At 48.1% G+C, this 22,672-nt stretch carries 19 protein-coding genes and 1 pseudogene; 7 read left to right on the top strand and 13 right to left on the bottom strand.

The genetic code is table 11. The annotated features are described in order from the left end of the window. Positions 1 to 16 precede the first annotated feature (16 nt). Positions 17 to 1,048, top strand: a complete 1,032-nt coding sequence (locus MPAL_RS10930) for a glycosyltransferase (RefSeq protein WP_012618802.1) — start codon at positions 17 to 19, stop codon at positions 1,046 to 1,048. Positions 1,049 to 1,241: 193 nt separating this feature from the next. Here MPAL_RS10930 and MPAL_RS10925 read toward each other — a convergent pair whose 3' ends face one another. The 4 genes from MPAL_RS10925 to MPAL_RS10910 all read right to left on the bottom strand — a co-directional run bounded on the left by MPAL_RS10925 (position 1,242) and on the right by MPAL_RS10910 (position 5,676). Further along, positions 1,242 to 2,375, bottom strand: a complete 1,134-nt coding sequence (locus MPAL_RS10925) for a glycosyltransferase family protein (RefSeq protein WP_012618801.1) — start codon at positions 2,373 to 2,375, stop codon at positions 1,242 to 1,244. Positions 2,376 to 2,431: 56 nt separating this feature from the next. Further along, positions 2,432 to 3,316, bottom strand: coding sequence for a glycosyltransferase family 2 protein (locus MPAL_RS10920; protein ID WP_236610479.1), 885 nt, complete (start codon positions 3,314 to 3,316; stop codon positions 2,432 to 2,434). A 288-nt stretch (positions 3,317 to 3,604) separates the two neighbouring features. Further along, the gene (locus MPAL_RS10915) at positions 3,605 to 4,567 is read right to left on the bottom strand and encodes a GDP-mannose 4,6-dehydratase (protein WP_012618799.1); all 963 of its coding nucleotides are present in this window, start codon (positions 4,565 to 4,567) and stop codon (positions 3,605 to 3,607) included. Continuing rightward, complete coding sequence (locus MPAL_RS10910) at positions 4,564 to 5,676, bottom strand: glycosyltransferase family 4 protein (RefSeq protein WP_012618798.1); 1,113 nt, start codon at positions 5,674 to 5,676, stop codon at positions 4,564 to 4,566. Before MPAL_RS10910 ends, MPAL_RS10915 begins: the two co-directional genes overlap by 4 nt. 340 nt (positions 5,677 to 6,016) lie before the next feature. Here MPAL_RS10910 and MPAL_RS10905 point away from each other — a divergent pair, with 340 nt between their 5' ends. Next, positions 6,017 to 7,210: a glycosyltransferase family protein gene (locus MPAL_RS10905; RefSeq protein ID WP_048145349.1), complete on the top strand. Its 1,194-nt coding sequence runs from the start codon at positions 6,017 to 6,019 to the stop codon at positions 7,208 to 7,210. A 3-nt stretch (positions 7,211 to 7,213) separates the two neighbouring features. On the opposite strand, the gene MPAL_RS10900 is transcribed toward MPAL_RS10905, so the two are convergent. Further along, a complete protein-coding gene (locus MPAL_RS10900; protein ID WP_012618796.1) occupies positions 7,214 to 7,972 on the bottom strand; it encodes a class I SAM-dependent methyltransferase in 759 nt (252 codons plus the stop codon). 64 nt (positions 7,973 to 8,036) lie between these two features. Between MPAL_RS10900 and MPAL_RS17030 the strand changes: the two are divergent. After that, positions 8,037 to 8,226, top strand: a pseudogene (locus MPAL_RS17030) (IS1634 family transposase); the annotation flags it as partial. Here MPAL_RS17030 and MPAL_RS17625 read toward each other — a convergent pair. The 4 genes from MPAL_RS17625 to MPAL_RS10885 all read right to left on the bottom strand — a co-directional run bounded on the left by MPAL_RS17625 (position 8,223) and on the right by MPAL_RS10885 (position 12,686). Next, positions 8,223 to 8,768, bottom strand: a complete 546-nt coding sequence (locus MPAL_RS17625; RefSeq protein WP_012618795.1) for an IS5/IS1182 family transposase — start codon at positions 8,766 to 8,768, stop codon at positions 8,223 to 8,225. The pseudogene MPAL_RS17030 and the gene MPAL_RS17625 sit on opposite strands and share 4 nt — an antisense overlap. Before the next feature lie 34 nt (positions 8,769 to 8,802). Next, positions 8,803 to 9,012, bottom strand: a complete 210-nt coding sequence (locus MPAL_RS15520) for a transposase (RefSeq protein WP_394295850.1) — start codon at positions 9,010 to 9,012, stop codon at positions 8,803 to 8,805. 696 nt (positions 9,013 to 9,708) lie between these two features. Beyond that, a complete protein-coding gene (locus tag MPAL_RS14690; RefSeq protein ID WP_052292258.1) occupies positions 9,709 to 10,035 on the bottom strand; it encodes a hypothetical protein in 327 nt (108 codons plus the stop codon). Between the two features lie 464 nt (positions 10,036 to 10,499). Beyond that, positions 10,500 to 12,686 (bottom strand): YfhO family protein, encoded by a 2,187-nt coding sequence (locus tag MPAL_RS10885; protein ID WP_012618793.1) that lies wholly within the window; start codon positions 12,684 to 12,686, stop codon positions 10,500 to 10,502. A 470-nt stretch (positions 12,687 to 13,156) separates the two neighbouring features. Between MPAL_RS10885 and MPAL_RS10880 the strand changes: the two genes are divergently transcribed. Then, positions 13,157 to 13,822 (top strand): class I SAM-dependent methyltransferase, encoded by a 666-nt coding sequence (locus MPAL_RS10880; RefSeq protein ID WP_012618792.1) that lies wholly within the window; start codon positions 13,157 to 13,159, stop codon positions 13,820 to 13,822. 111 nt (positions 13,823 to 13,933) lie between these two features. Here the strand turns inward: MPAL_RS10880 and MPAL_RS10875 are convergent, their stop codons facing one another. From MPAL_RS10875 to MPAL_RS10865, 3 genes are all read right to left on the bottom strand, one after another. After that, positions 13,934 to 15,196 (bottom strand): ABC transporter ATP-binding protein, encoded by a 1,263-nt coding sequence (locus MPAL_RS10875; RefSeq protein ID WP_012618791.1) that lies wholly within the window; start codon positions 15,194 to 15,196, stop codon positions 13,934 to 13,936. A 13-nt stretch (positions 15,197 to 15,209) separates the two neighbouring features. Continuing rightward, positions 15,210 to 16,055 (bottom strand): ABC transporter permease, encoded by an 846-nt coding sequence (locus MPAL_RS10870; protein WP_012618790.1) that lies wholly within the window; start codon positions 16,053 to 16,055, stop codon positions 15,210 to 15,212. A gap of 68 nt (positions 16,056 to 16,123) precedes the next feature. Beyond that, on the bottom strand, positions 16,124 to 18,223 hold the full coding sequence (locus MPAL_RS10865; protein WP_048145346.1) for a thioredoxin domain-containing protein: 2,100 nt from the start codon (positions 18,221 to 18,223) through the stop codon (positions 16,124 to 16,126). Between the two features lie 165 nt (positions 18,224 to 18,388). On the opposite strand from MPAL_RS10865, the gene MPAL_RS10860 reads away from it, so the two are divergent. The 3 genes from MPAL_RS10860 to MPAL_RS10850 all read left to right on the top strand — a co-directional run bounded on the left by MPAL_RS10860 (position 18,389) and on the right by MPAL_RS10850 (position 21,221). After that, complete coding sequence (locus tag MPAL_RS10860; protein ID WP_330217429.1) at positions 18,389 to 19,249, top strand: alpha/beta fold hydrolase; 861 nt, start codon at positions 18,389 to 18,391, stop codon at positions 19,247 to 19,249. Positions 19,250 to 19,462: 213 nt separating this feature from the next. After that, the gene (locus MPAL_RS10855; RefSeq protein ID WP_012618787.1) at positions 19,463 to 20,356 is read left to right on the top strand and encodes an HhH-GPD family protein; all 894 of its coding nucleotides are present in this window, start codon (positions 19,463 to 19,465) and stop codon (positions 20,354 to 20,356) included. Positions 20,357 to 20,435: 79 nt separating this feature from the next. Then, complete coding sequence (locus MPAL_RS10850; RefSeq protein ID WP_012618786.1) at positions 20,436 to 21,221, top strand: CBS pair associated ParBc domain-containing protein; 786 nt, start codon at positions 20,436 to 20,438, stop codon at positions 21,219 to 21,221. Between the two features lie 43 nt (positions 21,222 to 21,264). On the opposite strand, the gene MPAL_RS10845 is transcribed toward MPAL_RS10850, so the two are convergent. Then, the gene (locus MPAL_RS10845) at positions 21,265 to 22,443 is read right to left on the bottom strand and encodes a nucleotidyltransferase family protein (RefSeq protein WP_048145345.1); all 1,179 of its coding nucleotides are present in this window, start codon (positions 22,441 to 22,443) and stop codon (positions 21,265 to 21,267) included. Positions 22,444 to 22,672: the final 229 nt, after the last annotated feature.

Genomic DNA, 22,672 nt, shown 5'->3' with positions numbered 1-22,672 from the left:
GAAGGAGAGACTGGTCATGTCGACAACCAACCTCCCAGGTGATATATTGAATACAATGCGCTACCCGACGATCGATCCACTCCCCGATACTGTACGTAGGCCTTTCTGGAGTGTAATGATTCCAACACATAATCGCGTCAATTATCTGGAGAAAACGATTAAAAGTGTTCTTGACCAGGATCCCGGTCAAGACTGCATGCAGATAGAGGTGATCGATAATTTTTCTTCACCTGAGTTGAATGTTGCTGAACTCGTCCGAGAAATTGGGGATTCTCGGGTTTTATACTATAGACAACCCCATCTGGTCGACTTTCAGGAGAACTGGTCGACATGTATCAGGAGATCAGTCGGAAGATACGTGCATATTCTTCATGACGATGACAGGGTTTTGCCGGGGTTTTATAAAGTGTACCAGCAATTTATCGACCAGCATCCAGAGGTAAAATTGGTCTTTTCCCAGGCAATACATATTGATGATCGGGATCAGCAGACCTCTCTCTATAAGCCTGCGATCCCTGACTTCCCGAACGGTGTGATCGATATGGCGCTCCCTTTGTTAGTGCAGGAGAATTTTATCTATTCGACATCGGTCGTCGTGCCAAGAGAGATATATGAAAAAATTGGTGGCTTTCATCCCTCTGTCATGCACACCGTCGACTGGGATATGTGGCTTCGCATATCCCTGGAGGGTCCGATCGGATATGTTCAACAACCTCTGCTGGCATATCGCATCCATTCTAAATCAGGATCCTACAGTCAGAATAACACGGTTGAGTTGATCGATAAAAAATACGAAGATATCTGTTATATTATCAATACCTATCAGGACTATCTGCCCCCCCCTCTCAGGAGAGCCACTGCTAAACATTTTATGAGATCATTTGCCATTAGTGCAAATACTCAGATGAAATACTTACTCAAACACAGAAAATATCTTCTCGCATCTCATCATGCACAATGGTCGAAAAAGATGTATCCCTCATCAATCAACCGGAGCAGATTGTGGTGGTATAATCTCTGCTATTTTCGCGAAGATACCTTAACATGACAATCAGTGAATATTATGGACCCCACGTTCCGCAGTAAGGCTATTTTTGGAGAATCGTTGATCATTTTGGGTTATTTTTCTCCCAACTGAAAAATTATTCACCTAATTGGGTTAACAATTTGACGAAAATATGCTTACTGCGGAATGTCGAATGAAGGGATATCTCACATGAACGCTAATATCCCAATGATTTTTAAGACATCTTTTCAAAAAAATTCACCAGGTTTTTCCCAGTTCTATCCCACGTTCTCTCTGCGTTCCTCTCCTTCGCCGACTGGACAAGGGTCGTGTACTCTTCTATGTTCATCGTGAGTGCCCGTTCGATGGCATCATCTACCGGCTCATCATCGTCTTGAATATAGATTGCGGCCCCCTGTGCCATATCCTCTGCAGCACCATAGGGATTGACGATCACCGGGGTATGGTAACTCAGTGCTGTCCGGATAATTGCAGAGGTCATATATTTCTGTGCATCGTTCACAATGAAGTCGGAGGCACAGATAATGTCTCTGATTTTTTCATTGGAGAGTAAACCCGAATAGGTGACGATCCTTGGATCCTTACTTTGATTGGCATAGATGTCCATGCCCTGGCCGGCAATGATCAACCGGTCATTTGCTTTTCCATATTTTAAAAACGATCGGATAACGTTTGCCGGATTGCGATTGGGGCGGACTGTTCCTACATATCCCAGAACCCTTCCAGATTGGTTCAACCCCAGTGATTGCCGTGCTTCTGTTTTTTCGCGGATAGGTCCATGAAATTCGGCATAATCTCCCAGAGGTGCAACGACATAGGGCTTCTCACGGGAGTACTGTTTGAGAATAAAGGGGAGACATGACTGTTCGTGGATAATGATTCCTTTCGCATTCTTATACATCTGCTCTTTCAGATAGAGGTCGACCGAGTAGAGGATTGGGAAAGATGATAAACCATAGGAATACAATTCGTGGATTTCGAAGATGATCGGGATCTGTTCGCTGGACAACTGTGCGAACCACCGATCGATTCTTCGCTTTATTCTGGAGAGTATCAGATTCTCTGGCAGGAATCTATAGTATTGTGAGTATAACAACCGGTAATACAGGTTCTTCTTCCCGTTGGTGATGAAATATTCCGTGAGGGACTCCGTCCAATTCATGTGAAGAATTTGAATTTCTGATTCAGTGAGAGATTTTGGGTTTAACAGGTCTTCGAGTTCAATCCCCGCCACACTCCAACTATTATCCTCAAGCGAGCGTGAAATTCTTCGGAAGAGAGGATGTGAGGAGGTATTCCATTCTCCCCCAGAGAATGGATTGGGATAAATGCCGACTTTATGGTTCATGTTCTCCAGATAATAATGTTATGATAATCCTATTTCCTTCAGTTGTCCTTCAATAATCATCTTAAATTGAACAGATGCGCACTGACCGTTCTTTTTAACAGGTATATCTTTACATTCATTCGTGCCTTCCATTTCTGGACTGTATTGTCGGGATCAATGAATGAACTCTCAAGCAGGTGGCATCGATTCTGCTCGGTGAAATTATACTCTGGAAGCACCTGTCTCCATTTATTGATGAAACTCTTGATGTCATCGTCCATCGTTTTCATATTGACAGTTCGTAAAAATGGATTTGCATGGCTGAAATGCTCAATAAATGAGTTGCTGGATGCAATTGATATATACCCTCTCTGGTCCAGTTTGAAGATCAGATCGACATCCCCGGCATAAAATCGGTAGGTATCCTGATCTGCATATCCAACCTCTTTCAGGGCTTTATGAAGATACATACCATGGTTCACGTTGACCTTTCCGAAAAAATTTTGAACGAAGTACCTCTTCTCTTCCGGCCAGTTTCTCCAGAAGAATGCAAGAGCTCCCACCTTCTCTTCCCGTTTGACACATTCTTCAAACTGAGCATATCCCCTGGTTATCGCCCCGGGTATGATCAGACAATCGTCGCTGACCATGCAGATATACTTCCCGAGAGCGGCCTTGAATCCAAGGTTCATGAAATATCCCCATGATTGTCGTTCGATGGTTTTACCTCTCCACTGGCCGTGATTGTGTTGAACAATGGTGATGATGTCGCGTTGTTTCATTAGCCAGGGGAGGGTGCCGTCCGTCGACCCGCCATCGACCACGATGATCTCATAGGGGATTTTTCCAGGCTCCATCTCTTCTCTGATGGAATGGATGGTAGATTCCAGGAAGGATTTGCGGTTATATGTTCCCAGAAGTATCGAGATTCCCTGCTCTTCGATCAACTGTGTATTTGTCATTGAGGATGGTACCATATTCTCTAAAAATCCTGCATCGTTCCTCTTATCAAATTGGAGTGAGTCCGATTTATTTATTCTGCATAAGATGTCGATTAGAATGCAAATCCAGAGACCTGCCAGAATTACCCGTCTCCAATCCTGTGAGAAGAGATACGGCTCCTCCCAGGATATTCTTTGGATGGTGGGTAAAATGATCTAAAAAAGAGTACTTATGGAGCATCCACATGATGGGTTCATTTCTTCTTTTCCGGACATTTTTACTCGATTAAGAGATATGTCATCTCTTGTCTACTCAGTCTTATATTTTAACTGTTCATCGATGAGAATATCGATCACTTCGAAGAAATCAGTGGTATATTCCCAGCCTAGAACTTTTTTTACTTTCGAATTATCCCCGTAGATATTCTCGATCTCTGTGGGCCTGTAGAGGGATTCATCGATTATTATTTTGTTCTGATCAATTCCCAGTCTTTTAAAGATATGATGGAGGATCTGTCGGAGTTGGATGGATTTACCGGAGCAGATGATATAATCGTCAGGGGTTGGATGCTGGAGCATCAACCACATCGCTTCAACATATCGGGGGGCGTACCCGAAATCTCTCCGGATATCAATGTTTCCAACTCGTAATACACCCCTCTGGGATCGTGAGATCTCGATTGAATCGTTGATCACTTTTTTTGTGAAAAAATTCTTATCTCTCAGAATTGATTCGTGATTGAAGAGAATGCCACAGCAGGTGAATATTCCATAACTCTCCCGGTAATTGATGGCAATCCAATGGGCTGCAGCCTTCGATATTGCATATGGGCTGAGGGGATGCATGGGGGTATTTTCCGTGATCGGAAGATCGTCGACCTTGCCAAACATCTCGCTGCTCGATGCCTGGTAGTATTTTATCTTTTGGTCGACGAGCCGAATCGCCTCAAGCAGGTTAATCACTGAGATTATATTAAATTCGATGGTGGCGATCGGCTGGTCAAATGACGCCTTGACCGAACTCTGGGCTGCCAGATTGTAGATCTCATCCGGTTTATATCGCTTCAGCAATCCGACAATGTTTACGAGATCCAGCAGATTGCATTCCTCGAAGATGATCTGATCTGTGATTCTGAGGTAGGAGAGTTTAGTCAGAGAGGAACCCTTGCTGTTACGCACAAACCCGATAACCCGGTATCCCTTCTTCAGTAATAATTGACTGAGATACGCACCGTCCTGTCCAGTTATCCCGGTGATAATCGCTGTTTTCATACAATCATCTCATAGATCTTTCTTGTTTCTTCTGCAGTCTTCTCCCAGGAGAAGTTCTTCAACCGTAGATATCCTCTCCTTCTGAGTGACTCCTGAAGTGGTTTGTCGTATACAATCTCTTCTACTATATCAACCAGCGATGTGGCGCTCATCGGATCAAAGTATCGTGCAGCATCTCCCCCGACTTCGGGGAGAGAACTGGTATTGCTCGCCGCAACCGGGCAGCCGCAGCTGAACGCTTCAAGGATGGGGATCCCAAAGCCTTCGTAGAGGGATGGAAAGATGAAGAGTTCTGCCCTGGCATACAACTGTGAGAGCATGCTGTCATTGAATGTATAGTAGAGCACCTGTTTACTGATATTGAGTTCTTTCAGCAGGTTTTTTTCGGCTTCGGAGAACATCCCTCCTCCTGCGCAGATCACATGCAGAAATCGATCTTTCTTCAGAAGGGGTGAGATGGAGGTGATGAAGAAGTTGAAGTTTTTATAGACTGTCCTGTTTCCGACAAAGAGGATATATCGCTGAGGAAGTGTCAGTGTCGTATCTGGTTTCACATCTCCCAACGATGTGGCGAGATGGACCACCTTTACAAGTGCTGGGTCGATATCAAATAATCTGATGATATCAGTTCTAGTGCTCTCGGATATGGCGAGAATTGCCTCCGCCCTTTCTGCAACGATCCTTTTTTGAACAGTGGTGAAATCTTTTCCAAACATCTCAGGATACAATTCATGGATCATATCATACACGGTCAGAACATACGGTCGCCCCTTTAAGTAATTCAGAAAGTATGGATCGTAATAGGTAGGATGAAAAAGATCATAGTCTCCTTTTGCGATCTGGCGTCTGCTCCAGTGAAAGTTCGCAGTAAAAAGGAGATTTCTCCGGAGATTTCTTCCCCTCTCTCCGGGAAGTGACGGGACCTGGTGAGATGAGAGGTGATGAGAGAATGGAGCACCTTTCAGATAGTGATTATCAGAGTAGATGAGTGAGAGTTTAATATTTACTGTATTATTCTGGTAATATCTGTTCATCAGTTCGAAAAAATACCGGCTAATACCCCCGAATGTCTGTCTTTCAAATATCTGATGATCGTAGAGCGCCTTCATTTCATATCCCTCATCGGTAAACTGGGATGAACAGAGTAAAAAAACACTCCAGGTGATCCGGAGTGAATCCAGTCTCTCTCATATCTTTCGTCGCTTATCATGAGATACTTTGTGTCGATATTTTCTTATTTCAACTGGGGTGGTCTGTGTGGATAAAATAATATCACCGATTCAATCAGGCTTCCTTAAAAAATTGAAATTATAGGAATATGGATCCACCATCTCATTTTATCCGCCGCTCTCCCCCTTTGCTGCGATCTCTCTCTCTGTGAATCCTATGACCGGAATATCTGTCGACATCTTGGGGGAATCTCCATATTTCATGAATGTCAATTGAGATATGAAACAAATGAAAATTTTCTCAACTCTGTTTGCTATCGTTTCGGGACTTCTGAGGTCCAATCAAAGAGATATGATTCACCTGAAAAATGAAGGTGAATTCAAAGGAAACGTATTACTCTCATACATCACCGATCCGTTCGGGTACTCTTCTTCGGATGAAATTCCAACCACTCATACGAATGGGTGGGAATGCTATCAGATGGCACATCTCTGGAGTAAACATGGATATGCTATTGATATCATAGACTGGGATAACTCAACGTTCACTCCAGAAAAGCACTATTCCTTCTTTATCGATATTCACTGCAATATGGAGCGGCTCGTTCCTCTCCTGAATCGCGACTGTTACATGATCTTACATATCACGGGATCACACTGGCTTTTTCAAAATTCGGCGGAATATCATCGGTTGTTGGATATTCAGGGGAGAAGGAAGGCCACCCTGATCCCCAGACGGACTGTACCTCCAAGTTTTGGTATAGAGTTCGCAGATTGTGCCACTATTTTGGGGAATGAGGCTACGATCAGTACGTTTCAGTACGCAGGAAAATCACTTTGTCAGATCCCAATCACAGCGACTATGACGTTTCCAGAGATCCCTGAGAAGGACTACGCACAGTGTCGCAACAATTATTTGTGGTTGGGGAATTCTGGGATGGTTCATAAGGGACTGGATCTCGTCCTTGAGGCGTTCAGTTCAATGCCTGACCATCATCTCTATGTGTGTGGTCAGGTAGATACAGAATCCGACTTCTGTGGGGAGTACCAAAAGGAACTGTATCATACTGCGAATATTCATACGCTCGGGTGGCTGGACGTCAGCAGTCTGGAGTTTCTCAGCATCATCAGGACCTGTATCGGGTTGATCTACCCTTCCTGCTCTGAGGGCCAGTCCGGTAGCGTGGTCCAGTCTCTTCATGCCGGTCTCATTCCGGTTATTAGTTATCAATCTGGGGTAACGGTGGATGGATTTGGCATCATCTTGAACCAGTGTTCTATTGATGAGATCAGAGAGGCGGTCTCCTCGCTCTCTTCACTCCCTGTTGAGCGGTTGCAGGAGATGGCGAAGCGATCCTGGGAGTATGCCAATAAATATCATACTCGGGAGAACTTCTCAAACGAATACGAAAAATTTTTAGTTGGGTTGATATCCGGAAAAAACAGGGGGATTGATTCTATTTCAAAGACCTGAATTTTATTTTTTCTGGAAAACGCCCAGATATGTGCTGTAATGAGCCTCTGGATTCCTCCCTTCCTCCCGTGGAAGGACCTTTCGGGTGAGTGTCTCAAATGATCTGGAGAGTGTGTCGTCAAGAATTGTGTGATCAACCTTAATGGGGTGGCCGATATCGGAGACAACTTCGGGGCAATTCACGAGATCTTCTGCATTTGTCAGATCCTGTCCCAGGATGAGGATACCACCGCTCTTGAGAACCCTACTCATCTCAGACATGCATGAGTCATAATTATTGACATGGTCCAAGACGTTTATGCATATGACGAGATCCATCTGACTATCTTTGTAGGGGAGATCTTCCAGCTTGGCAGAACTCAGGTCGACGGAATAGGATAGGTTTGAAAACAGTTCCAGGCAGAAGTTCACTCTCTTAGACGGTTTTTTGATCAATGATTTTATCATATCGGTTGTCGATGGGCACTGATTCAGATAATGGGTGATATAATACTGAATCAGAGGATCTTCCAGCCAGATCTTCCCGACCGTGATCTTTGGGAGAATATATCGAACGTTTGTGTGGGGTCCACATCCCACCTCCAGAACGTTCTGGAACTCTTTTCCTTCTAAAAATGAATAGTTTGAATATTTTTCCATCCACCAAAGATTCCAATCGTCGTCGGATCCAATGGTATTTTGGGCAAATTCCAACTCAAATTTTTGGGCTGTTTTCCACCTCTCCTGAGAAATATCTATGATTGTTGCTCTCTCTTCAGGCATCGTAGTTGTATTTATTTGCGCCAGTCAAAAAGGCTTTGTAACCTGACTTTGCCACTGAAAGAATAAACTACTTGAAGAAAATATCATACCCCGCAGAGAGTGATTTTTTCGCCTGAAATCAAGTAAGAATTTGACATTTGCTGAGGTTCTTCTAACTTACCGAAAAAAAGACTCCTTCGGGAAGATTTTCAATTCTCTAAAAAAATGAGATTGAAATCAAACCACTTATGGTTTCAGTACTTAACTGCACTCATCCCAAAAGTCTCCATAGTATCAGTATGCAGGCGATGATGACCAGTCCTCGAAATGATTCTTCGAGCCGCTCATATCTGGGTGAGATTTTTCTGAATGCCTTGACCCAGCTAAAGAATCGTTCAACTGCTCTTCGAGAACGGTAGATTATGGGATCGAATTGATACGATCGTCCCCTTTTTGGTCGCCTATGATTTCTCCGATTGACTGGGATCATTGTCTTAATTCCCCTTCTGCGATTGATTGTTCTTATTGCGAGGGTATAATACGCTGCATCTACGAGAATCTCCTGTGGTCGTATGATCGGCCTTCCTATCGGCCTTTGAATTTTAAACACCGTCAACGTCGGATGATACGTCATTGCATCATGCACGTTCGCTGGAGCAATGATGCAGGCGAGCAGTCTACCGTGCCGTTCTACGAGAACACTCATTTTGCTGCCTTGAATTCGATCCAGTCCTTCAAATCTTAACAATCCCCTTTTTTCCGGGGATCGTGGTAGTATCGATCGAACAACAGGAGAGATCGAGCTGTGAGAGATCATAGCCTTGGTTTCGGATTAGGGCAAAGATCTGGTCCTATCTCCCCTGAGTACTGAGTAACAAGTGAAACCGGTGTGTTGTAGATTTAGTGCCATATTGTCGGGGAACGTCAGTCCAGAAGCAACCAGTGGAAAGTACGTAAAGAATGCCATTGATCAAACCACGCTCATCAGCGCGTGGGCGACCCGTTGGAGGCTTTTGTGGGGGAAGTAAGGGGCTAATAAGATCCCAGAGATCATCATCAATTTCGATTGGTTATCCCGGTTTTCAAAGTGCAGGAATTTTCCTGACAATCTTTAAAGTCACTTGCACAGCCTCCCCAATATACAACATGGACTGATCAAACCTGAACTCACCCATCTCGATAGTCCGCAGACCTTGTTTCACGGGTGAGAATCGTGTCCAGAGCACTGTCATCCAGAGATTCTTAAGAAGAAACGCAATAAGTGCGAAGAGGTATCGGATCACAGGGTTTCGAGTTGATGTACGGGTTTGACCAAGTTTCGGATCCTGCATATGACTTGATTGCAAATCCAGATCTATAGTTCTCGTGAATCCGCTGAGTTTTCCCGGGAATGCCAACCACATATCTGAGGTTTTCGACCCCATGCTTTCCCCGTTTTCCTTGCATAGGTTACGGCGATTGCAATCTTCAGGTGGAACTGCGTTTTTCCACGCATGATATATTCTCCAAACCGTGATTTCGTTCCAATCAGGAGTTGTTTCATCGCTCGATTGTGTTTTTTAACCGGAATGATGAACGGAACCTGAACGGTCGTCATGAAGTCAATCACTTTTCGTGTGTAGAACCCCCTGTCTAGATAATGTGTTTGGATCCTCAAGTTCTTTGTCGTGATCCCGTCCAGACAGTGATATATGTGATCTTGGAAGTGCCCTTTGTCATGGGATAGGCCGCCAGGGTCACCTGGTGGTTCCGGGTGATCACAGAGATCGTGATGTATGAATAAAGTCGTTGGTTGATTTCTTAAGTTGACTTAGGATGATGTATCCCTCGTTCTCTGATGAAACTTCGCCATAATACGGGTCGTTGGTGTAATCGATGGCAAAGGTGTCTGCCTCTCCGGACGTCAGGATGGAGGAGACCTGGTGCGTCAGAATTATGGTATTCACGGCTTCGAGGTCATCCATGTGGAGTTTGGCAAGACGATACCGAAGTGATGTTTCACACGAACTCTTTTTCAGCATCGTACTGATCGAATGGATGGACTGCTGCATTCTGGCCATTTCAATCCCAAACACTTCAATCATTAGGGAATATCCCCCATTCCGACTTCTCTTTTGGCGTTTTATTCCATAAACCACTCGGGATTCTATTCTTTCACTTGTTTGAATAGTAGGGAATATGAAATTTAAAGATCTTCCCATAAATCTCGTGGATCAAGAAAAGAGAACGAAGACAGGAAACTATGCCCTAATCACTGCGGAGTTTGGGCTCAATGAATATCTGAAAGATGGTTGTCTGGTTCAGGGGTCCTTGAATAGGATTACTCACATGGGAGTTCAGGGCAATAACGGCAAGACCACAGCATTCTTTTGGATAGACGTAGTTTCCTTGAGTGCAAGGTCTGCTTTGGTTGGGTGGGACCATACCGGGGGTATCTTGCACTCCATTTATATTTGTGATTTCCTCCTCAGTTCAATAATCTACGCATCTTTAATCTACGCATCTTATCAGCACATACAAAATTAGCGAAGTACTGAGGATATAAAATTCAGGCGAATGTGAGAATCTTTGGGAAATAGGAAAACGAGATATTATGTTCTCCGGGACTGAGTCGAACTGATCTGAAAATGCCCTGATATTTTTCTATTTCTATTTTCGAGGCTTCATCTTCGGCACTCCATCCAGGATAGTAGATTTCACTCGTAACGAGATACACATCTTCAGAACTGTTGGTATGTATTGTGATCCTATTGGGGGAGTAATCAATAATATGAGCAGGGATGAGCCTATCCGGTTTTGTTGAATTGAACTCGGAAACTGGGACGAGAAATGCCCTAGGATAAGTGTAATTTAACCGGTAGATAAAAGGAGATTTATTTTGAATAATCTCAATTCCTGTTAGATTTAGAGGTTGTGAGGTAATTATGTACCTCACATTGAGAGATCTTAAAATATCGAGATCTTCAATTCCGTTTTCCTGTTTCCAGCTATATGTTGTATTGATATCCCCTGATTGTGATCTGAGATAGTATTGTTGATATCTCTTTAAATACGTTGGATCGTAACCGTTTACGAGATACAGTTTATTGCGGAGAGCTATGTTCTGGTCAATTATTCCGGTTTCATCGTAAATTCGAAAATAACTGTCTCCTTCGCTTTTAAAAATTGAAATAAAATCAGGGTTTTTGAATACTTCATTTGGGTCCTTCGTGTCAATAAATCTCGCACCAAATAGGAATAGATCTGCAACGATTATTGTAGTCAATATAATTTTAAACAATCTTGGATCTTTGAAGGCATCCTTATTATAAATCACAAGAACGCTGACATAAAAAAAGAAGATAAACACAAGAAAATCTACTATTAGGTAAATAGTCCCGATATCTGTAATGTGAAGCATATTCCAGACATATAATATGCCGCCGACTTTTTTGTATAGTATATAAAATGTTGAAATTATGATCATCACAAAAATGCCTATCATCATGGAAAACAAGGCAGTATTCATCAGAATATTTTTTGTTAGATCATAATACCTGGAATGAAAACCGTGGCTTTTGTTGATTATAAAGTCACATCCCAACCCTGCGAGGATCGATAATGAAAAAGAAAATACGAATAACAATGTTGATGGAATCTGAAACATGGAAAACCCAGGAATAAATTGGAAAAATAAACTATATATTGGAAAAAATCTACCAGCAGAAAATAGGAGTGAAAATATAGCAAAAAATGAGAAAATTCCGGTGTATTTTGTCCGATGAGACATGAGACCAATTATAATTAAGATTAACGGCAAAATTCCTATATAAAATGAAAATTCCCAATAATTTTGAGTGGTCGTTGGAGGTCCATATAAATCTGGGACAAACAAGGTGAAGATGTTTTGTACCGGTAGAGATATCTCTGTAGAAAAATCGTAACTTACTCCCTCTCCTCTACTGGAGAGATGTGAAAATTCCCATGTTGGAAGAAGTTGAACGGCTGATATCAGACCACAAATACAAATTGATAAAAAAACAACAACCACGATATGAGTTATTTTTTGTCTTGTCGTGGGCAAATCATCTATTACAATAGTTCGGATTACGAGATAGAGTAGTGCCGTAAATGCTCCATACAATGCAAACTGGATATTTCCAGTGAGGAACATCAGTCCTAATGCAATACCAGCGAGAAAACTATATACAATCCTGCTTCTTTTAAATGTCTGTTCAATGAATATCAGAGCCAATGGGAACCATACGATTGCATCGAGATTTGCAAGATGGCCGGCAAAAATTCTGGGGGTAATCGCTCCGCAGAACATAAAAATAACTGCAGATATCAGTGCCGAATATTTGTCTAGATTGATTGTTCGACCATAAATGTATGTGAATGCTCCAATTAAAAAAATATCCAGAAGAAAGAGGTATCCAAAGAGGGTATCAGGATTGAAGCAGACAAAAAACCATGAAATGGGATAGAACATGCTGGATAAAGGATTTCCTATGAAGGGTGTTCCAGAAAAAACGTACGGGTTCCAGAGAGGGAGACCGGATCCATTTAGAATATTCGTTGCAAAGAAAGATCTCCAGAAAGAATATTGTGCTATTACATCTTTTGCAGGGAAAATAATCTGATCGGAATGAAGAAAAATTTTATAAAAGAAAACAAGAGATAGCCCTAATAGGAATATAAATTCTTTATATTGGAGAATAATTCTAACAATTGGAAATTTTTTTGGATGGAACATAACCGTTTAGTAAATGTTAATAAAAACTAAAATAGGCTTTGTTGAAATCACTATAATCTTATTCAGGATCCCCGGGTTCTTTTACTCTCTTATACCTTCTCGTTTCTTCATAAAACTACTAGATGACGGTGTTTCTGACACAGGCTTCACCTGAGAAATCGGGTCAAAAAAAATCGTGAACTGCGCGTTCAGATTCACTAATATTCAGTTGTTATCTGTGAGGCTGTCCGATTGACCTTTAACGTCGTGTGGACTATTTTCACTTAAAACTAGGGATTGCCAAAGAGAACGAAAAACGGGTGAATGGATAAATTAAGGACAATTTTTTCACTGAGTATTTTAACTGAGTATTCAGAGCGGCGAGATCTTGAGCCGATAAATAGGGCTGATGATTGAAATAATTAAAAAACTAACGTATATTTTAATAAATCCGGGAAAGAACCTCCTCGGCTGAAAATGGAGAGAAAAATATGAAATGGAACTATTTGATGTCAAAAATTTTCAAAAAGCCCACGCCTGAAAAACCTGACCCGAAGGAGTATACAACAACAGTGGGGATTGGCTCAGTCGTACCTGTCCAGATTGAGGCGTATTTTTTTGCATTGAATAACTATCTCGATGAGTCGGCAAAGGTGCTTGATGTTGGATTTGGACTGGGTTACGGATTGAACATCCTCTCTATAAAAGCACGTGAAGCATACGGGGTAGATGTCGATAAAAAGACATATGAATATTGTCAACAGACCCTCGTTGGAAGAAACCCGCGCTTGGTTGAGTTGAACCTGTACGATGGATATCATCTAAACTATCCCGATAATTTTTTTAATATCGTCACCTGTGTTGATGTTATTGAGCATGTAGTGGATTATTCTGCACTGATCGAGGAGATGGTGCGGGTTTCTAAGAAAGGTGTTTTTATAAGCACCCCTAATAAACTTCCTGAAAATACGAATCCGGACGGAACTCCCAAGAATTACTGGCATCTGAGAGAGTGGTCGTTCGACGAACTGGCCTTTATACTCTCCCGATATCAGGTCGAATGGAATTTTATCAATGGTTGTTGGGATGGACCTTTTACGATATCAAAGAAAGTACAAAACAATACGATGGCACTGGTACCCTTTATCAAAAAATGAGTTTTCCTTATCAGAAACCGAGGGGGAATTGTTGAGTCTACAGAAACTCGCTCAACACAAACCAATCGATACTATTTTCCCGATCCGCTCACATGACCTCTGGATGTGACATCATGCGGTCTTATCGATCGACCAGTGGATGATGGGCAATATCATGCCGCTTCGGCCCTGGCCTAACTGTAAGAGGCATGCCGGCTCATCGAGTATCTCAAAGAGCAACTGGTCTTCTACCGTATCCAGCACTTCGACTGCCGGCACTGAGGAGGAGATGGTGATATAATAACTTCCCTTTCTCAATGTATTCAACTGAATGGGACAGATGAGGCGGTATATCCCGGGTTCGAGGATCTCTTTCTCTTCACTCCAGTCCTGATTGGTTGTCGAGAAGATGCAGTCATCACTCCCGGTGTACAGTCCGACTGCGAGTTGTGCTCCAAACACCACAGTTTTAACGATGATATCGATAGTGACGTTCAGAACATCCTTATTGTAATACCGGGTTACGACCTCGTTATCCCTCTGAAGCGTCACCCGTGAGATCGCCAGTTTTTTGATCGGTTCTGAAGCATCCCTGATGTACTGCCCGGTCCGATCCTTCATCTGGTCCAGGTAATGGGCAACGACCTCTTTGATCTCCCCCTCCTTGATAATCGAGCCGTTGCTGAGGAGGAATCCCGTCTTGCAGAGCGTGGTCATCGCACCCATGTTGTGGCTCACAAAAAGGACGGTGCGTCCACCTTTTGCGACATCACTCATTTTTCCCAGGCATTTTTTCTGAAACTTCATATCTCCGACGGCGAGGACCTCGTCCACGATCAGAATCTCTGGGTCCAGGTGTGCTGCCACTGCGAACGCAAGCCTGACATACATCCCGCTTGAGTAGCGTTTCACCGGGGTGTCGAGGAACTTCTCGATCTCGGAAAACTCCACGATCTCATCGAACTTCTCATCGATTTCCGCCTTCTTCATCCCCATGATGGAACCGCTCAGAAAGATGTTCTCCCGACCGGTCAACTCAGGGTGAAATCCGGTTCCCACCTCAAGTAACGATCCGATCCTGCCGTGCACCTCGACCGTCCCCTCGGTCGGTGCCGTGATCCGGGAGAGGATCTTCAGCAGTGTCGACTTGCCGGCTCCGTTCCTCCCGATGAATCCGATCACCTCTCCCTTCTTCACCTCAAACGAGATATTCTTCAGAGCCCAAAAGGCGTCGGCCCCGTCTATCTTCTTTGAGTCCTGATGCTGAAATCGTCGGAACGGGGACTTTACCAGCCGTGTGATCGTCTCACCCATGGTTTTGTACCCCCCAGTCTGCTGCCCCAACTTATACCGTTTGCCGAGGTTCTTTACCCTGATCGCGACATCATCTGACATTCATTTCCTCCGTTCACACCAGATCCGCGAAGTACTGCTCCATCTTCTTGAAGTAGAACAGTCCCGACACCAACAGCACCACGACCACACCGACTGAGACCAGGATCATTGCACTCGGCGGCGTAGATCCGAGCAGGGCCCACCGGAACCCCTCGATCACGCCGGCCATTGGATTCAGTCCATATAGCACCCGGAGGCTCTCCGGCAGCATCGAGGCCGGGTAGACCACCGGCGAGGCGTACATCCAGATCTGGATCAGGAACGGTACCGTGTACTGAAAGTCCCGGTACTGCACGTTCAGCGCCGAGAGCCAGAGACCGACCCCGAGCGAGGTTCCGATCGCGAGCAGCAGGAAGAGCGGCAGGAAGACCACGTTCAGTGTCGGCATGAACCCGTAGTAGAACATCATCGCAATCATGATCAGGAACGCGATGCAGAAGTCCACCAGCGGCGACATGATCCCTGAGATCGGCATCAGCAGCCGCGGGAAGTAGACCTTGGTCATGATGGGGGCATTCACAACCATACTGTTCGTCGACCTGGTCATTCCCTCGGCGAAGAGGGTCCATGGCAACAACGCCGCATAACTGAAGAGTGGGTACGGGATCCCGTCGGACGGGATATGTGCGAACCCTCCGAAGATCAGCGTGAAGATAAGCATCGTGAAGAGCGGTTGGATGATCGCCCATGCGAACCCGAGGCCGGTCTGCTTGTACCGGATCTTTACATCCCGCCAGGTGAAGAAGTAGAGCAGTTCCCGGTACGCCCAGATCTCCTGAAAGTCGATCGGTACCCACTTCCGCGGCGGGCGGATGATCAGGGTCGGGACCTGTTCTTCGTGATGGGCGGTGCTGGTCATGGATAACGTGGACTAAAGTTGGGTGTAGGATCTGATAAATCTGCAGGGAGAACGGATCCGGTCGCTGGTCAGAAGATGATCCTTCCGCCCCCCTCGATCACCTCGAGCATCGCCTCCACTCCCACAGCCGGCGGAGCGCAGGACTGCCCAGAACAGACATACACGGTGGCCCTCCCGTCCTTTCTCTCCATTGAGGCCGTGAACGGTGCCACAGTCGTCAGGTCCTCCGCGCCGGCGGCCGCCGGTTTGAACTGCACCGTCGTCGACGGTAGGAACCGCTCTGCAAGCGCCCTGACCATCGCCGTGGTATCAACTGCCCCCTCATCGCCTACGATGACCACCTCCTGGGCAGGGCCGAGGGCGAAGTCGAGGCCGGCGAGGAAGAAAGTAGCGATCAGGGGCGACTGTTCGACCACCCCGGTCATGAACCGGCCGAGTTCTTCGGCCTGTTCCTCGTATGCCGGCTCACCAGTCAGCCGGGCGAGCAGCAGCAGATCCATGAAGGCGACCGAGTTCGCCGACGGCATCGCCCCGTCGTACTGCTCCTTCTGCCGGACGATCAGATCGGTCGCGTCCTCGGCCGCCGAGAAGAATCCGCCCCCTGCCGGATCCCAGCACCGGGCGGTGAACTCTTTCATCACCTCGACCGCATCGGCGAGGTAACGGACCGTGAACGTTGCCTGGTAGAGATCGAGCAGCCCCCAGATCAGGGCGGCGTAGTCCTCTGCCTGTCCACTGATCGCAACCTCGCCGTCCCGGTAGCGGTGGAGGAGCCGGCCGCCCTGATCCCGCATCGTACCGAGCAGAAAGTCGGCGGCCCTGCCGGCTACGTCAATATAATCTGCCACCCCGAAGGCCCGCCCGGCCCTGGCCAGCGCTGCGATCATCAGCCCGTTCCAGCCGGTCAGCACCTTGTCGTCGGTCAGGGGGGGCACCCGTTCTCGCCTGGCCGCCGCCAGCTTCGCATCGGCGGCGACGAGATGGAGGTCAGGGTCCTGCAGGGGGGCATCAGGAGATCGGTAGAGCACGTTCCTGCCAGTCAGTTTTGGGTTGGATGGGTCGGTAAAATTCCCTCGCTCTGTCATTTGGTAGGCGGTGGTGAACGTAGCGGCCTCATCCTGGGTCAGGAGGCCCCTGACCTCCGCGAGCGTCCAGAGGTAATACCGCCCCTCCTCCCCCTCGCTGTCCGCGTCCTGCGCTGCGGCAAACCCCCCCTCCCTGGTTACCAGGTCACGTAAGACATACTGGATCGTCGCCTCCGCGGTCTTCCGGTACTCCCGGTTACCGGTCGCCAGAAAAGCCTCGGTATAAGCCATCACGAGCATCGCCTGATCGTAGAGCATCTTCTCAAAGTGCGGCACCTTCCAGCCGCCATCCGTCGAGTAGCGGTGGAACCCGCCGGCCAGGTGATCGTAGATCCCGCCATGCCGCATCGCCTGCAGGGTCTGCTCCACCATCGCCAGGGCAACTGGCTCCCCCGACCGCCTCCAGTACCGCAGGAGGAAGAGGAGGTTGTGGGGGGCCGGGAACTTGGGGGCGTCCCCGAACCCGCCTCTGACTGGATCGAAGGTGGCAGCCAGCCCGCGGTAGCCGGCAATGAGCAGGTCGATCGTCGGTTCAGGGCCGGCGCCGGCACGGGCGGGCTGGTGAAGTGCCTCAACAACCTGGGTGGCGACCTCGATCAGGTCGCCGGGCTTCTCCCTCCAGACCTGTGCGACCATTGGTAACAGGTCGAGCATCCCGGTCCCCCTGAACCGACTCATCTTCGGGATGTAGGTGGCCGCGAAGAATGGCCGCCGGTCGGGAGTCATGATGATCGTCAGCGGCCAGCCGCCTGAACCGGTCATCATCTGGCAGACGGCCATGTAGACCTGATCGATGTCGGGCCGCTCCTCCCGGTCCACCTTGATGGCGATGTAATAGTCGTTGAGCAGGGCCGCGACCTTCAGGTCCATAAACGACTCCTCGGCCATCACATGGCACCAGTGGCAGGTCGCGTACCCGATCGAGAGGAAGACAGGTTTCTGCTCGGCTGCCGCCCTGGCGAACGCTTCCTCCCCCCAGGGGAACCAGGCCACCGGCTGGTGGGCGTGGGCCAGCAGGTACGGACTCTTCTGATCGATCAGCCGGTTCGGAGGTGCTGCCTGATGTTCTGGGGGTGTGGTCATATCCCCTTGATTGGCAGAGGGGGAATATGAGTTTGTTGTATGCATCAATCCATCATATCCTGCAGCATGATGATTGGGCGGCCCTCTGGATATTTTTCGATTATATATATTGCTCTATCCAAAGATTTTTATTTAATCAGCACATGATTCGGTCCATAAAATTGTATGGTGGTAGAATCTATGCCTTATATTACTGTAGGTAAGGAAAACTCAGGAGATATTGATCTCTACTATGAGGACCATGGAACAGGGGATCCGATTGTACTGATTCATGGATGGCCTCTGTCAGGTGCCTCATGGGAGAAACAGATACAGATTCTGATCGATGCGGGGTACCGAGTGATAACGTACGACCGCAGGGGATTTGGAAACTCTGACAAGCCGCTATTTGGCTATGATTACACTACCTTCGTTGAGGATCTGCACTCTCTCGTGAATAGACTTGGTCTTCAGGATATGGTTCTGGTTGGTTTCTCCATGGGTGGCGGCGAGGTGGCCCGATATATCGGTATGTATGGATCCGAGCGTGTCAAAAAGGCGGTCTTTATCTCTGCAATCCCGCCATTCCTGTTAAAGACTGCGGACAATCCTGATGGGGTGGACAGCAGTGTCTTCGAAGGGCTGAGGCAGGGGGTAATCGCTGACCGGCCGGCATTCCTCTCCCAGTTCCTCTCGAATTTCTATAATGTTGACGTCCTTGGTGGAAAGTTGATCAGCGACCAGGCCATTCAACTCAGTTGGGATGTTGCGTCTCTTGCCTCTCCCAAGGGCACGCTGGACTGTATCTCGGCTTGGCTGACTGATTTCCGAAAAGATCTCGCCCACATCGATGTGCCTACCTTGATCGTTCACGGCGACAGCGACCGGATCTGCCCGCTTCCCGTCACAGGAGAACGCACCCATGAGGCGGTAAAGGAGAGTAAACTTGTGGTCGTCGAGGACGGGCCGCATGGGTTGAACTGGACTCACGCCGAACAGTTGAACCGTGCTCTGCTGGACTTCCTTGGTCCCTCGACCGGGACCTGAAGAGAAGCCCTGCTGATCAAGAAGATTCGGCTTGATGGTTGTGAAGATCGCTGGGCGCGATGTGCGTCCCCGGTCGCAAGAGTCAAATTTTTGAGGATCTCTCATGGTTGTGTGTATCCTCCTCCTAAGGATTATGGGATGATCTCTTTTTTTGACCACTGGTGAATTGCAGCGATGGCCATTGATATAGCCCCGGGGAGGTAATCTCTCTGTGTGGAGATACAGACCGCGTTGCTGACCGGGGCTGATATTGAGGTCGACCGATTGTTTTACCAGGCTCTGGCGGCGTCAGGGCCGACTTCAGATACCCTATCCCTCTTTGTCGAGATGGTTTGGGCGTTCTACCATGCTCATGGACGCCCGATGGCCTGGCGTGAGACGAGGGACCCGTACAGGATCCTGATCTCGGAGGTGATGCTTCAGCAGACACAGGTGAACAGGGTGAAGGAGAAGTACCCCCTGTTCATCGGGGCGTTTCCTACCTTCAAGACCCTCGCGGCAGCACCGCTCTCGTCGGTGCTCGACCGGTGGCAGGGACTAGGTTATAACCGGCGTGCTGTTGCCCTCCACCGGGCGGCCGGCATCGTCGTTGCTGACTGGGGCGGGCATCTCAAAGAGGATCCCGCCGACCTCGTAACCCTGCCTGGGATCGGAAAGGCGACGGCTGCATCTATCGTCGCCTTCGCCTTCAACCGTCCGACCGTCTTCATCGAGACGAACATCCGGCGGGTCTTCATCCACTACTTCTGTGCAGACCGGGATGGAGTCACCGACGGAGAGATCCTTCCGCTGGTTGAGCGGACACTCGATCGAGAGAACCCTCGTGAGTGGTACTATGCCCTGATGGACTTTGGCACCTTCATCGCCGCGAACCATCCGAACCCCAACCGGAAGAGCGCCCATTATTCGAAACAGTCCCGGTTTGAGGGATCAGACCGGCAAGTGCGGGGCCGGCTCCTCCGCCTGCTCGGGATCGGGCCGGCCAGCAGCAGAGACCTGATCGGTGAACTTGGCGAGGATCCTGTTCGCGTGGATCGGCTGCTTCTGGCCCTTCAGACGGAGGGGTTCCTTGAGATCGAGGGCGAACTGGTCAGGATCCGGTCATGAACTGGAGGATCGGTGAGAACTGGAAGCGATCGGTTTTGACATCGATCAATTCAAGTAATGAGACCATAATTATACTGTAATGGATAAGAAGCGGGTCAAGGACTATATGACCTATGATGTCGTCACCGTCGATGCGCAGGGAATCGTCCGGGAGGTCTTTGAGAAGATCCGGAAGACCAACCACGACGGGTTCCCGGTGGTAGATAACGGTGAGGTGGTCGGGTACATTGCAGCCAGGGATCTCCTCTTCGCCCATCCGTCCACGCAGGTCAGAGAGGTGATGTCCAGTCACCTGATCGTTGCTGACCCGGATATGAGCATCAATGATGCAGCCCGGGTCATCTTCAGGTCAGGGATCCAGAAGCTCCCGGTGGTGGATGAGAAGAACCACCTGGTCGGGATCGTCTCGAACTCGGATGTGATCCGCTCGCAGATCGAGCATGTCTCCCCTGAGAAGGTCTTCAACTTCATCACGACGCTGAAGAAGCTGTACGGGATCGAGCCGACGCTCCGGCGAGGCTCGGTTCCCATTGAGGGCCTCCTCCCGACACAGTCCAAGATCTATGAGGACGAACTGGAAGGACGAATGTACGAGATCAGGAAAGGGCTCGCAGAACCGCTGATCGTGGTCAGTCGGCCGGGGAAGAACATCCTTGTCGATGGCCATCACAGGGCCATCGCGGCGAAGAGGCTCGGTTTGTCGGCGCTGGATGCCTATATCATCGAGTTTACTGAAGATATCGAGCTCGGGATGGAACGGACGGCCCGGTCGATGCACCTTGAGACACTCGACGATATTCAGGTGCTCGACTATGCCCGCCACCCCCTGGTGGCCCTGACCCATCGGCTTGTGAAAAGAGTGTGAGGTCCGGAACGGACCATTCATTTTTAAGGATGTTTTTGGATCTCTAGGATCCTTCGCACCGGGGATCAAACTTTTTATTCAGCACATGTTCTTTGACGATCGTCCCCTCGGGGATGACGGTCTCCGGCCAGAGCCGGGTCTTGGAGTGGATCACGACCCCGCGCTGGATCATCACCCGCGGACCGATGACGGTGTCGTTCTCGATGCTGCAGTCCTCCCGAATCACGGTGTCATTGTCGATGATCGAACCGCTGACCGTGCTGTTCTTCCCGACGACGATCCGGTTGTACAGGGAGGAAGAGAAGATCTTGGCGTTGGCCTTGATATGACAGTCCTCGCCGATCGAGGTGTACGGACCGATCAGCACATCCTTCTCGATGATCGTCCCGGCCCCGATCGCAACCGGCCCGATCACCCGGGTGTTGGAACCGAGCGAGATCGAGTCCCCGAGCTGGACCGGTCCGAGGACATGGGCTCCCTTCATCGCCAGATTGCCGCTGATGTTGGTGGCTGACATCTCCTGCAATTTCCACCGTTCGGCGACCCGCAACGAACTGGGACTCCCGACATCGGTCCAGTTGCCCCGGGCGAGCCAGCCCTTCAGAACATGCCCTTCATTCATCAGGGCAGGGAAGAGGTCGCGGGCGAAGTCGTACTTGGTGCCGGCTGGGATGTGGTCGAAGACCTCGGGGTTGAAGATGTACATCCCGGTCGAGGCCAGGTTGCTGAAGATCTCCCCTGGCGCCGGCTTCTCTTTGAATCGTTTGATCTCGTAACTGACATCGATCTCTGCGATCCCGTACTCAGAGGGGTCATCGATGCTGATCAGCCCGATGGTGGCGATATGGTTACCACGACGGTGTTCGCGGTAGAACTCGAGGACGTTTAGATCGGTGACATGATCCCCTCCGACCACAAGGAATGGTTGCCCGTCCAGGTACTCTTGGGCGTTCTTTACGCTTCCTGCAGTTCCCATCTTCACCTTCTCATGGACATAGGTGATGTCCACGCCATAAAGGGAACCATCGCCGAGAGCCTCCTCGATGGACGACCCCATGTACCCGAGGGTGATCACCACCTCGTTGAAACCGAGGTTGGAGAGGTGCGAGACGAGGTGCTGTATCGAGGGTCGATTGACGATGGGTATACATGGCTTTGGACGCTCAAACGTGAGTGGACGGAGGCGGGTCCCCTCTCCTCCGCACATGATACAGACCTTCATGTTCACATGTAGTTGCTCATGACGTTTAATGGTGTTCTGGCTGAGTTTTCTCCAGTGCCATGGGGTTCAGGTGCGGTGGGCTCAGTCTCGTGGGCTCCCAGAATTTATTGGATAAAATCAAAATATGTGGTGATTTTTCAGTTTGCATCTGTTTTAAAGTCGAAATGTAGTAAATAAAAAAAGATAAAATTTTAATACTATTTACGATATATAATGATGAAGTATAAAC

This window comes from Methanosphaerula palustris E1-9c (assembly GCF_000021965.1).
Classification (GTDB): domain Archaea; phylum Halobacteriota; class Methanomicrobia; order Methanomicrobiales; family Methanospirillaceae; genus Methanosphaerula; species Methanosphaerula palustris.
This window is presented reverse-complemented; position numbering and strand designations above follow the sequence as displayed.

What these genes read in the sequence shown, in the direction of transcription:
- MPAL_RS10930 (WP_012618802.1), top strand. Translation starts at nt 17, where the DNA reads ATGTCGACAACCAACCTCCCAGGTGATATATTGAATACAATGCGCTAC.
- MPAL_RS10925 (WP_012618801.1), bottom strand. Translation starts at nt 2,375, where the DNA reads ATGAACCATAAAGTCGGCATTTATCCCAATCCATTCTCTGGGGGAGAA.
- MPAL_RS10920 (WP_236610479.1), bottom strand. Translation starts at nt 3,316, where the DNA reads ATGACAAATACACAGTTGATCGAAGAGCAGGGAATCTCGATACTTCTG.
- MPAL_RS10915 (WP_012618799.1), bottom strand. Translation starts at nt 4,567, where the DNA reads ATGAAAACAGCGATTATCACCGGGATAACTGGACAGGACGGTGCGTAT.
- MPAL_RS10910 (WP_012618798.1), bottom strand. Translation starts at nt 5,676, where the DNA reads ATGAAGGCGCTCTACGATCATCAGATATTTGAAAGACAGACATTCGGG.
- MPAL_RS10905 (WP_048145349.1), top strand. Translation starts at nt 6,017, where the DNA reads ATGAAACAAATGAAAATTTTCTCAACTCTGTTTGCTATCGTTTCGGGA.
- MPAL_RS10900 (WP_012618796.1), bottom strand. Translation starts at nt 7,972, where the DNA reads ATGCCTGAAGAGAGAGCAACAATCATAGATATTTCTCAGGAGAGGTGG.
- MPAL_RS17625 (WP_012618795.1), bottom strand. Translation starts at nt 8,768, where the DNA reads ATGATCTCTCACAGCTCGATCTCTCCTGTTGTTCGATCGATACTACCA.
- MPAL_RS14690 (WP_052292258.1), bottom strand. Translation starts at nt 10,035, where the DNA reads ATGATTGAAGTGTTTGGGATTGAAATGGCCAGAATGCAGCAGTCCATC.
- MPAL_RS10885 (WP_012618793.1), bottom strand. Translation starts at nt 12,686, where the DNA reads ATGTTCCATCCAAAAAAATTTCCAATTGTTAGAATTATTCTCCAATAT.
- MPAL_RS10880 (WP_012618792.1), top strand. Translation starts at nt 13,157, where the DNA reads ATGAAATGGAACTATTTGATGTCAAAAATTTTCAAAAAGCCCACGCCT.
- MPAL_RS10875 (WP_012618791.1), bottom strand. Translation starts at nt 15,196, where the DNA reads ATGTCAGATGATGTCGCGATCAGGGTAAAGAACCTCGGCAAACGGTAT.
- MPAL_RS10870 (WP_012618790.1), bottom strand. Translation starts at nt 16,055, where the DNA reads ATGACCAGCACCGCCCATCACGAAGAACAGGTCCCGACCCTGATCATC.
- MPAL_RS10865 (WP_048145346.1), bottom strand. Translation starts at nt 18,223, where the DNA reads ATGACCACACCCCCAGAACATCAGGCAGCACCTCCGAACCGGCTGATC.
- MPAL_RS10860 (WP_330217429.1), top strand. Translation starts at nt 18,389, where the DNA reads ATGGTGGTAGAATCTATGCCTTATATTACTGTAGGTAAGGAAAACTCA.
- MPAL_RS10850 (WP_012618786.1), top strand. Translation starts at nt 20,436, where the DNA reads ATGGATAAGAAGCGGGTCAAGGACTATATGACCTATGATGTCGTCACC.
- MPAL_RS10845 (WP_048145345.1), bottom strand. Translation starts at nt 22,443, where the DNA reads ATGAAGGTCTGTATCATGTGCGGAGGAGAGGGGACCCGCCTCCGTCCA.